The organism is Pseudomonas sp. Pse35 (genome assembly GCF_024519715.1).
GTDB classification, from domain to species: Bacteria; Pseudomonadota; Gammaproteobacteria; order Pseudomonadales; family Pseudomonadaceae; genus Aquipseudomonas; species Aquipseudomonas paracarnis.
The window spans coordinates 73,785-86,567 of the sequence record NZ_JALJRP010000020.1 but is presented as its reverse complement, the minus strand read 5'-3'; the positions used below and the strand labels follow the sequence as shown (position 1 = coordinate 86,567).

The 12,783-nt window shown below is 58.8% G+C and carries 12 protein-coding genes; 4 read left to right on the top strand and 8 right to left on the bottom strand.

Features of this window, described 5'->3' with window-relative positions; all coding sequences use genetic code 11:
• Nucleotides 1–14: 14 nt before the first annotated feature.
• From OC445_RS17630 to OC445_RS17600, 7 genes are all read right to left on the bottom strand, one after another.
• The gene (locus tag OC445_RS17630) at nucleotides 15–3,650 is read right to left on the bottom strand and encodes a transporter substrate-binding domain-containing protein (protein WP_034127159.1); all 3,636 of its coding nucleotides are present in this window, start codon (nucleotides 3,648–3,650) and stop codon (nucleotides 15–17) included.
• Between the two features lie 8 nt (nucleotides 3,651–3,658).
• Entirely contained in the window at nucleotides 3,659–4,285 is a 627-nt protein-coding gene (locus OC445_RS17625; protein WP_034127160.1) for a response regulator transcription factor, read from the bottom strand.
• A 249-nt stretch (nucleotides 4,286–4,534) separates the two neighbouring features.
• Nucleotides 4,535–4,936 carry a response regulator gene (locus OC445_RS17620; RefSeq protein ID WP_034127161.1) on the bottom strand — a complete coding sequence of 134 codons (402 nt, stop codon included), beginning with the start codon at nucleotides 4,934–4,936 and terminating at the stop codon, nucleotides 4,535–4,537.
• A 161-nt stretch (nucleotides 4,937–5,097) separates the two neighbouring features.
• Nucleotides 5,098–6,429: a deoxyguanosinetriphosphate triphosphohydrolase gene (locus tag OC445_RS17615; RefSeq protein ID WP_034127162.1), complete on the bottom strand. Its 1,332-nt coding sequence runs from the start codon at nucleotides 6,427–6,429 to the stop codon at nucleotides 5,098–5,100.
• A 164-nt stretch (nucleotides 6,430–6,593) separates the two neighbouring features.
• Nucleotides 6,594–6,935, bottom strand: a complete 342-nt coding sequence (locus tag OC445_RS17610; protein WP_034127163.1) for a hypothetical protein — start codon at nucleotides 6,933–6,935, stop codon at nucleotides 6,594–6,596.
• Entirely contained in the window at nucleotides 6,932–7,336 is a 405-nt protein-coding gene (locus OC445_RS17605; protein ID WP_005786473.1) for a phage holin family protein, read from the bottom strand. The genes OC445_RS17610 and OC445_RS17605 overlap by 4 nt, the downstream gene beginning before the upstream one ends.
• 2 nt (nucleotides 7,337–7,338) lie before the next feature.
• Nucleotides 7,339–7,653, bottom strand: a complete 315-nt coding sequence (locus tag OC445_RS17600) for a YqjD family protein (protein ID WP_003189926.1) — start codon at nucleotides 7,651–7,653, stop codon at nucleotides 7,339–7,341.
• A gap of 345 nt (nucleotides 7,654–7,998) precedes the next feature.
• Between OC445_RS17600 and OC445_RS17595 the strand changes: the two genes are divergently transcribed.
• Nucleotides 7,999–9,207, top strand: coding sequence for an ammonium transporter (locus OC445_RS17595; RefSeq protein WP_034127164.1), 1,209 nt, complete (start codon nucleotides 7,999–8,001; stop codon nucleotides 9,205–9,207).
• Here the strand turns inward: OC445_RS17595 and OC445_RS17590 are convergent.
• Nucleotides 9,194–10,930, bottom strand: coding sequence for a cation:proton antiporter (locus OC445_RS17590; RefSeq protein WP_034127165.1), 1,737 nt, complete (start codon nucleotides 10,928–10,930; stop codon nucleotides 9,194–9,196). The two genes, OC445_RS17595 and OC445_RS17590, sit on opposite strands and share 14 nt — an antisense overlap.
• 238 nt (nucleotides 10,931–11,168) lie before the next feature.
• Here OC445_RS17590 and OC445_RS17585 point away from each other — a divergent pair, with 238 nt between their 5' ends.
• The 3 genes from OC445_RS17585 (at nucleotide 11,169) to OC445_RS17575 (ending at nucleotide 12,775) form a co-directional block, all read left to right on the top strand.
• The gene (locus OC445_RS17585) at nucleotides 11,169–11,405 is read left to right on the top strand and encodes a glutaredoxin family protein (RefSeq protein WP_034127166.1); all 237 of its coding nucleotides are present in this window, start codon (nucleotides 11,169–11,171) and stop codon (nucleotides 11,403–11,405) included.
• Nucleotides 11,406–11,479: 74 nt separating this feature from the next.
• Nucleotides 11,480–11,815, top strand: coding sequence for a hypothetical protein (locus OC445_RS17580; protein ID WP_003189932.1), 336 nt, complete (start codon nucleotides 11,480–11,482; stop codon nucleotides 11,813–11,815).
• 69 nt (nucleotides 11,816–11,884) lie between these two features.
• Nucleotides 11,885–12,775: a pseudouridine synthase gene (locus tag OC445_RS17575; protein ID WP_054897890.1), complete on the top strand. Its 891-nt coding sequence runs from the start codon at nucleotides 11,885–11,887 to the stop codon at nucleotides 12,773–12,775.
• Nucleotides 12,776–12,783: the final 8 nt, after the last annotated feature.

Here is a 12,783-nt window from a genome sequence, read left to right as displayed (position 1 = left end):
GACGGGCCCTGGTGCTATGGGGCTTGCAGTTCATCGAGTTGAACCCGCAGCATCTTCTCCAATTCCAGCATGAGCTGTTCCAGGGCCCTGATGCCGCTTTCGATCACGGCCCACTCCTCATTGCGAGAACAGGTTTGCTCCAAGGCTTCGCATTGCCCCGCCAACGAATGGGCTTGAACGATGCGGGCGGCACCCTTGATCTTGTGGGCTTGCTCAATGATGTCCGAGGGGGGCGCGTGTCGATCCCGCAGTTCGATAAGGACCTTGCGGTCGTGAAGGCTGCTGCTCAGCAGCTCCTCCAGCAAGCGTCGACTCAACTGTGGATCACCGCCGGTCAGCGCTTCCAGGCATTCGAGGTCCAGCCGTTGGGGCACGGTTTCAGGGGCGATATGTGCCAGTTGGCGCTCTAATACGGTAAGGCTGATGGGTTTGAACAGGCAGTCATCCATGCCGGCTTGCACGCATCGTTGCCTTTCCTCCGGCTGGGCGTTGGCGGTAAAACCCAGTACCACGCAGGGCACCAATTGTTCGCGTTGCTCATATTCACGGATTGAACGACTCAGTTCGTAGCCATTCATGATGGGCATGTTGCAGTCGGCAATTACCAGGTCGAAATGCTCTTTACGCCAGGCCTGGAACCCTGCGGCTCCGTGCTCGGCAGCGATGAATTTATGCCCCAGGTAGCCCAATTGCTGGCACATCAGCAGGCGATTCGCCGGATGGTCGTCTACCACCAGTACGTTAAGCACCCGTGCGGTGGCCGGCGTTGGCGGCGTGTGTTCACCCACCGCCTGGATCGCTTGCAGGCGAGGCATGCTCAGGTTGACGTGCACCTGGGTGCCGACCATGGGCACGCTGCTCAGGCTCAATTGGCCGCCCATCATCGCGCACAGGCTGCGGCAGATCACCAGACCCAGGCCCGCGCCACTGCGCGCCAGTTGCCCTGAGTTGTCCGCCTGGGCAAAGGGTTCGAACAGGCGTTGTTGGTCATCCCGGCTGATGCCGATGCCGGTGTCTTCCACCACCAGTTTCAGCTCGATCTGCTCCGGGGCCTGGGTAGGCTGCAGCTCGACCTTGATCTTGACCTGCCCTTGTTCGGTGAACTTGATCGCGTTGCTCACAAGGTTCGATAGCACCTGCTTGAAGCGCAGCGGGTCTATCAGCACCTCGATATCGTTCAGGTCGGGTTTGAACTCCAGCAGCAGGCTGAGGGTTTTCTGCCGTGCGAGACCGTCGAAGACGCGCACCACTGATTCAATTACCTCCCGCAGGTTGACGCGCTCCGGCGCCAGGCTGAGGCGGCCGGACTCGATACGCGCGATGTCGAGAATGTCACCGATCAGCTCCAGCAGGTCTCTGGCCGAGTTGTACGCCACCTCGATCGCCGGACGGTCAAGGTGTCCTTGGTCGGCGCGCTTGAGCGTCAGTTCGAGCATGCCGATCACAGCGTTCATCGGGGTACGAATCTCGTGGCTCATGGTAGCCAGGAACGTGCTCTTGGCGCGGTTGGCTTCGTCGGCGCGCTCCTTGGCAGCGCGTAGTTCATCGAATAGCTGGCGTCGGTCACTGATATCGATCCAGCCACCGATGATGCCCTGGACTTCACCCGTAGAGTCGCGGTAGGGAAGGATCCAGTGATAGATGGTCAGTTTCTTGTCGTGGATATGCAGGCTGCGATCGAGGATCAGCGGATTACCCTCGGCCACCACACGCAGATAGTCAGCATGATACTGGGCTGCCTCCGACGCCAGCGCCATGGTCATCTGGGTCACGCTTTTGCCGATCACCTCTTCGCGCTTGACGTCGAACACCTGCAGGTAGCTGTCGTTACAGGTCTGCAACAACCCATTGCGGTCGCGCACGTAGATCGGATGGGGCGTCTCATTGACCAGTGCACGCATGAACTCGAACTGATCGTTGAGGGCACGTTCGGCCATTTTTCGATGCTTGATCTGGCGACGCATGTAGGCGTTCCAGGCTAGGGATATCAACAGCAACAGCCCGGTGCCGATGATGATTCGCGCGATCAGTTGATGGTAATTACGCCAGTAGCTGTCCGATGCGGCGGTGTAGCCACGCCAGCGACTGTTGATTACGCCCATTTCATCCGGGGCAATGCTGAGCAGCGCCTTGTCGAGTATCGAGCTCAACTCCGTGGCTTGGCGCGAGGTAGCAAGAGAGAAGGTCGCTGGGGTCGTGCCGATGCTGGCGCTTATTTGCAATTTATCCTGGAAGACCTGGGATGACAGGAAATAGTTGGCGATCACCAAGGTATTCACTGCCCCATCCACTTGTCCCTGTGCTAGCAGCTCCGATGCTCTGAACGTATCACTGGTTTCGACCAGTTGAACCTGCGGGAAGTCTTTGCTCAAGGTCGCGGCCAGTGGGTTGCCTCGGGTGATTGCCAGACGCTTTCCTGCCATCTGCTCCATGTTCGAGGGGGCACCTTGCTCTCTGCGTGTCAACAATACATAGGAGTTTTCCAGGTAGGGGCGGCTGAAATTAAGCTGCGAATCTCGTTCGTTGCTGGGCACGATGGCACCGATCATATCGACTTTCTGGGTCGCGACCTGGTCGATCATCGCGCTGACATCGCGCCCGCGCTGCACCGAAAAACGCAGGCCGGTGCGCAAGCGAATCAACTCCAGCAAGTCGGCGGTGATGCCGCGAAAGTTGCCGTCTGCATCGAAGAACGTCAGGGGCGCGAAAGTTTCGTTGACGACCACGGTGACCACCGGATGCTCTTTGAGCCAGCGCTCTTCGCGCTGGGTCAGTTGCAGCTTCTTGTCGGTCAGCAGGATGTCGCTGCCGGCGCTCCAGCGCTTGGCAATACTGTCCCTTTCGTTGATGGGCACTGAGGCCAGGGCTGAATCGACAATGCTGAGGAGCATCCGGTTGTCCTGGCGCGTGGCAAAACTGAAACCATAAGCTTCATGTTTGCCGAAGTTGGCCATGCGAATGTTCTTGAGATAGCCCTTGTTGATCATGTAATGGGTGGAAATGGTGTCACCGAGAAACACATCCGCCTGGTCGAAGGCCACTGCATTCAAGGCATTCTGATAGGACGGGTAGGCGCGGATGCTCGCCTTGGGGTACAGCTTCTCCACCTCATTGAGCGGCAGGTAGTGATAGACAAGGCTCAGGCGCAGCCCATCGAGGCCTTCGCTGAGGCTGCGGGTTTCTCCCTCGCGCGTGACCAGCACCGGCTGGTCCACGGCATAAGGTTCGGAGAGGATAAGATTTGGCGTCGCAGCTTCAAACCCGTTTGAGGAGCCCAGCAGGTCAATTTCCCCGTCTTCCAGGGCGCGAATGGCCGCCGCTCGGGAGGGGTAGCGCATCACATTGATTGGCAGGGAGAGTGCCTTGGCCAGTAATCCTGCGTAGTCGGCGGTAAGGCCTTCGTAGTCATGGCCGCTGGAAGTGAGGTCGAAGGGCGGGTAATCAGGTGTGGATGTCCCCAGCGTGAGTTCACGTTTGTTCTGCAGCCACTGGCGCTGGGCCTTGTCAAAATGAGTGTCCAGTTGAACAGCTCCCGCACGACTCAAGAGGGTGAAACGTTCCGGGCTGGTTTGGTGCTCCGCCAGCACGGTAGTGCTGAAGTACAAACCGGCACTTAATATAATCAGATAGTCCTTTATACGCCTGGGCATCCGCTTTCTCACACTAGCGCGTTTCGTTTTGCCATCTCGATGAGTTCTACCAAGGATTTGGCTTTGAGTTTCTGCATGAGTCTCTTTTTATAAGTACTGACCGTCTTGTTGCTTAAAAACATACCTTTGGCAATTTCCTTGTTAGTGCGACCTTGCGCAAAAAGTTGCAGGACCATCAACTCTCGGTCATTAACTGACTTGAACAGTTCCAGCTCCTGGACATCCATGCCTTCGGCTCCGGGGCCACTCAATGCCTGGCTGGGGAAGTAGTTGTAGCCGGACAGGACAGCGCGAATGGCGCTCAGCAATTCGCTCAGGTCACCCTCCTTGCACACGTAGCCTTCGGCGCCCGAGCGCATGCACCGCGTAGCAAATAGCGTCGGGCACTGGGCCGTGAGCACCAGGGTCTTCATTGAGGTGTTCATGGCATTGAATCGGCAGAGCACCTCGAGACCGTCGAGTTTCGGGATGCTGATATCCAGAATCACCAAGTCTGGAAGGCACTCACGGACCATTTGTATGGCATCGCACCCGTTGTCTGTTTCGCCGACGACCTTGTAACCTTCGTGCTCCAGCAACATTCGAATAGCAAGCCGGATAACGGGGTGGTCATCGATAATAAAAACTGAGTTCATAATCACATTCCATGCAGGTGCAAATAAAGCGGGCACATTAGCTCAGAAGATAAGGGCACGGCATGAAGCGCACGAGCAGTAGATGCAAAACAGGAAAGTTCCTACAATTAAAAAGGTATGCGCCTACAAGTTGATGGGTAGTCGTGACAGAGCATGTGAGCGTTTCGAACGCAATCGTGGCATGGTGATAGGCTTGAATTTTTACGGCGGGCTTCGTAGCGTATTTCGTCGAAGAAGATGTTTAAAGTCCTACGTAGGGGGGGTAAAAGTTAAGCCGATTAACTTTTCAAGTTCGTCCTTGTTCAACGGTTTTGATAAATAGCCAAGAAGCGGAAGACTTCGTTGCGAGGCTTGTTTTGTCAGGCTCATCAGTTCTGGCGTGGGTAGCCCGCTTAACAGAATAGCGCTGGTAATGAAGCGCCGACGGCTGGCGATTTCCACTAGTTCAAGTCCGGGCAGGTCGGGCAGGCATTGGTCGCACAACATCAGGTCAAAGGGATGTTCGGACTGGCTCATTGTGCGTATGGCCTGCTCTGCGTTTTCCACCGCAGTCAGTTGATCGAAGCCGAAGCTGTTGAGCAGGCATTGGGTGGCCAGAAGTTGAAACGGGTGATCCTCCACCAAAAGAATACGAAGAGAGTATCTGGGCATAGAAAGCACACAGTGAGGCAAGCGTCGATGGGGGCAGTAGAATTGCTCGGTCGGTTGGGAACGCGTGATTATTCTTCGGATGCTTGTACGAATTCGATCAGTCCGCTCTGTTCCCATCGTAGGGCAATTCGTTTCAGGGAACAGGCGGTCGGATGCAAGCGTTACTGAGGGCTGGAACGCCCAGTCATTTCCCGTGCCATTTCGGTGGCGTAGCTGTCGGTCATACCGGCAATGAAGTCGATCATTCGCAGGAACGAGGCGTGCAGTGGCCAGGCGGGGTCCGGCGCGCTGTTGCCCAGCAAATCGAGAATGCGCCGATTCTTGAACGACGGTGTTCGCCCGCCATGTTGTTCAAGGGCCGCGCCGCAGAACGCGTTCAGCAGGATTTCCAAGGTGGTGTAAGCGCCGATTTCATGCAATGTCTTGCGCTTGTCCTGGAAAATTTTCTTGCGCGCCATGTCTTTGGCATCCAGCACGCAGCGCTTTGCCGGGCCGTGCATATGCTCCACCAGGTCTCCCTGCAGCGTGCCGGCCAGCAGGGCGTCCTGCTGTTCGACAAACGCCTGCGCAGCCGCATTGGTCAGGTGCTCGATGGCTTTGCCACGCAGGATCGCCAGCTTGCGTCGGCGAGAGTCCAATGGGCCCAGCTGGCGATAGGTTTGTGGCAGGTCATCACCGACCAGGTCGAGCAACAACGACTCCACTTCGCTGTACTGCAGAAGCTCCATTTCCAGGCCATCTTCCAGGTCGATCAACGCGTAGCAGATGTCGTCGGCTGCCTCCATCAGGTAGACGAGCGGGTGACGCGCCCACCGTTGTTCCTCTAACTGGGGCAAGCCAAGCTTGTGGGCGATCTGCTCAAGAATTGGCAACTCGCTCTGGTAACAGCCGAACTTGTGTTTCTTGTAGCCCAGCGAGTCGGCGTGACGGGCAGTCCAGGGGTATTTGAGGTACGTGCCCAAGGTGGCGTAGGTCAGCCGCGTGCCGCCGTCGAACTGGTGGTATTCAAGTTGGGTGAGTACCCGAAAGCCCTGGGCATTGCCTTCGAAGTTAAGGAAGTCATTGCGTTCGGCGCTGCTCATGCCATCCAGCCAACCTCGCCCGGCGGCCTGTTGGAACCAGTGGCGAATGGCGTCTTCGCCGGAATGCCCGAATGGCGGGTTGCCGATGTCATGGGCCAGGCAGGCCGATTGCACCACCATGCCCAGGTCGCTGGGGTCGCACCAGTCGGGCAGGGCGCTGCGCAGGGTTTCGCCCACGCGCATGCCGAGTGAGCGCCCCACGCAGCTGACTTCCAGGGAGTGGGTCAAGCGTGTGTGGATATGGTCGTTGCTCGAAACCGGATGCACTTGGGTCTTGCGTCCCAGGCGCCGGAACGCGCCGGAGAAAATAATGCGGTCGTGATCTTTGTGGAAGGGGCTGCGGCCCAGTTCTTCAGGGCTGTGCAGGGGTTTTCCAAGACGTTCGCGGGTTAGCAGGGTGGGCCAATCCAAGGCGCAGGCTCTCCGTAGTGTGAATGACAGTTCCAGCTTCCCGGTTCGGCCTTCAAGGGCAGGCGAATCCAGCGGTCGGCCGCGTCGGTATCAATTAACAGGCAGCGCAAAAAACCGCAATGACCAGCAGGTGTCTGGTCATTGCGGTCATCGGCTCACGAGGGTCAGCTTTTGCGCGAAGAGCCTTGCATGGCCAACTTGATCAGGGGGATCAAGCCGGCACCCAGCCGCACCAGGCGCGTGATGCTGCTGATACTGCCGCCCTTGGCGCCCTTGCCGGTAAAGAAGCCCATCAGCGTAACCGCCGCCACGCCCCACAACGGCGCGTGCTTGATGCCCAGGCTGTCCTGCCAGTTGTGGCGCATGTTGCGCATTTTGTGCAGGGGCGCCATGAGTTGTTGGGACTCATGACGGATTTCCTGGCGGTGCATTTCCATGCGCAGGCGAATCAAGGCTTTGCGCATTTCCCGGCGAGAAGTATTTTGCGGGATCTCAGTCATGCTCATGGCAGCAGGCGCTCCCGGTCATTGGCCAGTTCTTCAAGCGTGGCGTGGAAGGGCGTTGACTCATCGAATACCGCCGCCTTCAAGCGCACACCGCAGAACGCAGCGGCCAGGCTGTAGAACACGCAGAGGCAGATGATGCCGGTCAGGCGATAGCCCGTGTCCCACACCAGGATCATCACCAGCGTCGACAACCCCACCAGCAACAGCAGGGCAAACACCAATGCCAGGCCGGCAAACAGCAACAGGCTGACGGTACGGGCCTTTTGCTCTTGTAATTCAATGCCGAACAACTCGACATGACTGTGCAGCAAGCCCAGCACAGCTGCGCCCAGGCGTCGGGAAGTTGAACCGCTTGCTGAGGAATGTGCGCTCGTGGATGAGCTGGATTCGCCGATAGACATGGTTAGCGCCTTGTAGCCAATAGACCGATCAAAAAGCCTACGCCGGCAGCAATGCCGACTGACTGCCATGGGTTGGCTTGCACGTAGTCTTCGGTGGCGGTGATTGCCGCCTGGCCGCGCTCGCGCAATGAGTCTTCGGTCAGTTGCAGGGTCTCGCGGGCCTTGAGCAGGCTCTCGTGGATCTTGGTGCGCAACTCGTCAGCCTGGTCACCGGCCAGCACGGCAGTGTCGTCCAGCAGCTTTTCGGTATCGCTGACCAGGGTTTGAAAATCCTCCATCAGTATCTCTTGAGCAGTCTTTGCTGTTTTACCGGCCATGGTTATCTCCGTGGGTAGCTGATCTGTACGTGTGGTTTCGAGTCGCGGCGTTCGCTGAAGGTTCATTGCAATTGTGTGGTACAGCTTTTGCTTTGCCTTGGTGCGCAGGCCTTGGAGCCTGCGCTGAATCCGGGCGGTCGAGGTGAAAACCTTGGAAAACCTTACCCTAAATCACTTAATTTCGCGGAAAAACCCTTTCGGCAACGGCCTGTTGTGTTGATCGCTGCGCTAAAGCGGTTCACGCCCTCTGAAGAAAGGCGGAGCCGGCGGTGCCAATTTAGTGCGCTAAACCCTGGCTTGAACCGCTTTGGTGCTTTTTGCCTTGATGCAGGCCTGCCAACCTCCATGGAAAACTTGCAAAGCGCGGTGGACACCCTCGTCCACAGCTCCAATACCTTGTTCATTCTGATTGGCGCGGTCATGGTGCTGGCCATGCACGCCGGCTTTGCCTTCCTTGAAGTTGGCACGGTACGGCAGAAGAACCAAGTCAACGCCTTGTCGAAAATCCTCAGTGATTTCGCGATTTCAACGCTGGCCTATTTCTTTATAGGCTATTGGATCTCCTACGGTGTGAGCTTCCTGCAACCGGCCGCGGTGATCAGCGCCGATCATGGCTACGGCCTGGTGAAGTTTTTCTTCCTGCTGACGTTTGCCGCGGCGATTCCGGCAATTATTTCCGGCGGGATTGCCGAGCGTGCGAAGTTTGCCCCGCAGCTGTGTGCCACCGCGCTGATCGTGGCGTTTATCTACCCGTTCTTCGAAGGCCTGGTATGGAACGGCAACCTTGGCCTGCAAGCATGGCTGCTCGCAACCTTTGGCGCCAGCTTCCACGACTTTGCCGGTTCCGTGGTGGTTCACGCCATGGGCGGCTGGCTGGCGCTGGCGGCGGTGTTGCTGCTGGGCCCGCGCAATGGGCGTTATCGTGAAGGGCGCCTGGTAGCGTTTGCGCCGTCGAGCATTCCTTTCCTGGCGCTGGGCTCGTGGATTCTGATCGTGGGCTGGTTCGGCTTTAACGTGATGAGCGCGCAAACCCTCAATGGCGTCAGTGGTCTGGTGGCCGTCAATTCGCTGATGGCCATGGTCGGCGGCACCGTGGCAGCCCTGGTAATTGGCCGTAATGATCCCGGTTTTCTGCACAACGGTCCTTTGGCCGGGTTGGTGGCAATCTGCGCCGGTTCCGACCTGATGCATCCGGTGGGCGCGCTGGTCACGGGCGTGGTCGCTGGCGGCTTGTTCGTGTGGTGCTTTATCGCTGCCCAGGTGCGCTGGAAGATCGACGACGTGCTGGGCGTGTGGCCGTTGCATGGCTTGTGTGGCGTGTGGGGCGGCATTGCCTGCGGCATCTTCGGGCAGGCTGCCCTGGGTGGACTGGGCGGCGTGAGCCTGATCAGCCAGTTGATCGGCACCGGGCTGGGCGTGGCGGTAGCATTTGGCGGCGGCTTGCTGGTGTACGGCGTGATCAAGCGCGTGCAAGGGCTGCGCTTGAGCCAGGAACAGGAGTATTACGGTGCGGACCTGTCGATCCACAAGATCGGCGCGGTCAGTCAGGACTGATCGGCGCGTCTTCGTCAGTGTGTGGCGGTGGGTAGAAACCGTGCAGCAGGCGATAGTGGTTGCGCCGTACTTCATTCACTCGCGCCTGCACCTGTTGGTCCGGCAGGCCCAGCAGGATCAGGGCGTGGGAGGCGAGCATCAGGCTCGACTCCAGCAACTCGGGCACCACCTCGCTGGCGCCCGCGGCCTTGAGTTCAGCCAACTGGCTGTCATCGCGTGTGCGCACCAGGATCGGCACGTCTGGGTTGATCTGCCGCGCCTCCTTGAGCACCACCAGGGCGACATCGCTGTTGTCCACCGCGATCACCGCCAACCGCGCCCGTTCCAGGCCGACGGCGCTGAGCAATGCACCACGGCGGCAGTCGCCGTAATGCACACTGCTGTCCTCGGTGGCGGCTTCCTGCACCCGTTCGGGGTCATCATCCAGGGCGATAAACGCCTGTTGTTCGCGGCGCATAAAGCGCCCGATGGACTGGCCTACCCGGCCATACCCGCAAATCACCACGTGTCCGTGCAATTGAGCGTTGAGCGCGGTGATGTGTTCCAGTTGCACTTGCTGGTTGGGCTTGCGATGCAGGCGCAGCGCGATGGCCGGTGCCGCACGTAACAGCAGCGGTGTCAGCAGCATCGAGCAGAAGGTGGCAGCCAGTAGCAGGCCGTTGAACTCATCGGGAATCAACCGGCTCTGCTGCATCTGCGCCATCAGCGCAAAACAGAACTCGCCGCCCTGGGCCAGCGCCAGACCGCTGCGCCAGGCTGTTTCGGTGTCACTGTTACGCCACTTGACCAGCGCCGCGACGACGCTGCCTTTGACCAGCATCAGCGTGAGCGTCAGGCCGAGGATCAACAGGCTGTGGCTGACGAACAACTGCAGATCGATGAGCATGCCGATGCTGACAAAAAACAGCCCCAGCAGGATGTCGCGAAACGGGCGGATATCGGCTTCGATCTGGTGTCGGTAATGACTTTCCCCCAGCAGCATGCCGGCCAGGAATGCACCGAGGGCAGGGGACAGGCCCAGCAGGTGGGTGAGCCAGGCGGTGAGCAAGACAATCACCAGCGCCAGCAGCACAAACAGTTCCGCCGAATGAGACGCGGCGACTTCACGGAACAGGCGCGGCAGCAACCAGCGGCTGGCGAACAACAGGCCCACGAACAGCACCACGGTCTTGCCCAAGGTCAGCGGCAGCGCCCAGTACCAGGCTTGGTCGCTGCTGCCGGCAAATACCGGTACCAATGTCAGCAGCAACACCGCTACGACATCCTGGAACAGCAACACGCCGATCGCATTCTGCCCATGACTGCTGAAGACTTCACCCAGGCTGGTCAACTCCTTGCTGACAATGGCGGTGGACGATAACGCCAGCCCTGCGCCCAGTAACAACGCGACGCCAGGTGCGAGGCCAAAGCTCATCAATAACGCGCCCAGCAATGCCCCGCACCCCAGCACTTGCAGGCTGCCCAGGCCAAATACCACGCTGCGCAGCGCCAACATTCTCGACAGGGAAAACTCAAGCCCCAGGGAAAACAGCAGGAACACCACACCCATCTCGGCCAGGTCCGGCAGGTCTTCGTTGTCATTGACCCAGTCCAGCGCGGTGGGGCCCACTGCCAGGCCTACGCACAGGTAGCCCAGCACGGGCGGCAGCTGCAGCCGGCGAAACAGTGCAATCACCACCAGGGATGAGGCCAGAATAATCAGCAGGTTGGCGAACACAGGCATCTCCGTTGCAGGGCGAGCGGCAAAAAGCCGCAAGAATCGCTGAATCAGTTATAGGCCATGGTGATCTGGATCAGGCTTTTTGCACCGTAGGAGCGAGCTTGCTCGCGAAAAACGTCAACGATAACGCGGGGTTCCTGAGTGAACACGGCGCGCGGGAGTTTTTCGCGAGCAAGCTCGCTCCTACAGGGGCTTGTTGGGATTAGAATGGATGTTCGTTTCTTGTTCGAGTCCTTTCATCATGCTTCCTGAATGCCAGCTGTTCGGCACCCTGGGTTGCCATCTGTGTGAGATTGCCGAAGCCGAAGTCATGCCGCTCGTCGAGCACGGGTTGTTGGTGGAGTTGGTGGATATCGCCGATCCGGAGGACCTGACAGACGTCTACGGCCTGCGGATTCCGGTGCTTCGCCGCACGGACACCGGGGCGGAACTGGACTGGCCGTTCGACACCGCGCAGGTGGTTACCTTCCTGCGTTGAGATTTATGCGATGGCGGCTTTCCAAATATTAAGTTACTGTATATTCGTACAGCGATTGAATAGAGGGAACGCCCGTGGTGAATGTTGAACAACTTAAAAGCAGCGTCAATCGCATGTCCGCCGATGTGGTGCGTGACGCGGTGAACGAACTGCGCCTCGATGGCCTGGTCACGGAAGGCAAGACGCCGTTTAACAAAGTGCATTTCAACACCTGCTTCGCGGAAATCGAGGCGCTGTTCCAGCGCGCCGGTTATCACAAGCAGCTGGATGTGGTGGGTTATCAGGGCTTGCTCTACGCGTTGTATGACCCGGGTCGTTGGGAAGCGGTGGACGTGCTGCGCTGGCTCAAGGAATTCACCGAGGCGGCAAGCGCCTCGCCGGTGCTGCGAGCTCAACTGGCCAAGGCCTGAGATAGGCCCTAGGCAATCGCGCGCCATGGGCGATAATGCCCGCCTGTTTTCCAGGCTTTGAGCGTCGGCATGTCCACTTCCATTTTTTCCCCCTCCCAGCACCAAGCCAGCACCCTGTACTTGCCGCCGGGCTCCTGGGTGACGGTGCTCGATTGCCTGTGCGCACACTTTCCGGCCATCGGCCGCGAACAATGGTTGGACCGCATTGCCCGCGGCCGGGTGCTGGATGTCAATGGCAGCCCGATCAGCCTGGGCCTGGGCTACAAGGAAGGCTTGTGCATCTATTACTTTCGCGAAGTGCCCAACGAGAAAGTGATTCCGGTGCTGGAAAACATCCTGTACGCGGATGAGCACCTGGTGGTGGCGGACAAACCGCATTTCCTGCCAGTGACACCCGCTGGCGAGTACGTCGAGCACACCTTGTTGCGACGCTTGATCCGGCGCCTGGACAATCCCGCCCTGGTGCCCCTGCATCGCATCGACCGACATACGGCGGGGTTGGTGCTGTTCTCCGCCAACCCGCACAGCCGTTCGGCCTATCAGCAATTGTTTCCCACGCGACGTATCGACAAATTCTATGAAGCCATCGCTCCGGCCTTGCCGCACCTCAGCTTCCCGTTGGTGCACAAAAGCCGTTTGGTGGATGGCGAACCTTTCTTTCGCATGCAGGAAGGGCCGGGTGCCAGCAACACCGAGACGGCGGTAGAGGTGCGCGAGAAAAACGCTGATCTATGGCGCTACGGCCTGTTCCCGGTGACCGGCAAGAAGCACCAGCTGCGCGTGCATATGACGGCGCTCGGGGCGAGCATCTGTAATGACCCGTTCTACCCCGAAGTGATCAAGGATGCCGAGGACGATTACGCCAAGCCACTCAAGCTACTGGCCCAGGGCGTGCGCTTTATCGACCCGGTAAGCGGTGAACAACGCAGCTTTCGCAGCCAGATCACCCTGGACTGGTAAACCCCAGG

What these genes read in the sequence shown, in the direction of transcription:
- OC445_RS17630 (WP_034127159.1), bottom strand. Translation starts at nt 3,650, where the DNA reads ATGCCCAGGCGTATAAAGGACTATCTGATTATATTAAGTGCCGGTTTG.
- OC445_RS17625 (WP_034127160.1), bottom strand. Translation starts at nt 4,285, where the DNA reads ATGAACTCAGTTTTTATTATCGATGACCACCCCGTTATCCGGCTTGCT.
- OC445_RS17620 (WP_034127161.1), bottom strand. Translation starts at nt 4,936, where the DNA reads ATGCCCAGATACTCTCTTCGTATTCTTTTGGTGGAGGATCACCCGTTT.
- OC445_RS17610 (WP_034127163.1), bottom strand. Translation starts at nt 6,935, where the DNA reads ATGAGCATGACTGAGATCCCGCAAAATACTTCTCGCCGGGAAATGCGC.
- OC445_RS17605 (WP_005786473.1), bottom strand. Translation starts at nt 7,336, where the DNA reads ATGTCTATCGGCGAATCCAGCTCATCCACGAGCGCACATTCCTCAGCA.
- OC445_RS17600 (WP_003189926.1), bottom strand. Translation starts at nt 7,653, where the DNA reads ATGGCCGGTAAAACAGCAAAGACTGCTCAAGAGATACTGATGGAGGAT.
- OC445_RS17595 (WP_034127164.1), top strand. Translation starts at nt 7,999, where the DNA reads ATGGAAAACTTGCAAAGCGCGGTGGACACCCTCGTCCACAGCTCCAAT.
- OC445_RS17590 (WP_034127165.1), bottom strand. Translation starts at nt 10,930, where the DNA reads ATGCCTGTGTTCGCCAACCTGCTGATTATTCTGGCCTCATCCCTGGTG.
- OC445_RS17585 (WP_034127166.1), top strand. Translation starts at nt 11,169, where the DNA reads ATGCTTCCTGAATGCCAGCTGTTCGGCACCCTGGGTTGCCATCTGTGT.
- OC445_RS17575 (WP_054897890.1), top strand. Translation starts at nt 11,885, where the DNA reads ATGTCCACTTCCATTTTTTCCCCCTCCCAGCACCAAGCCAGCACCCTG.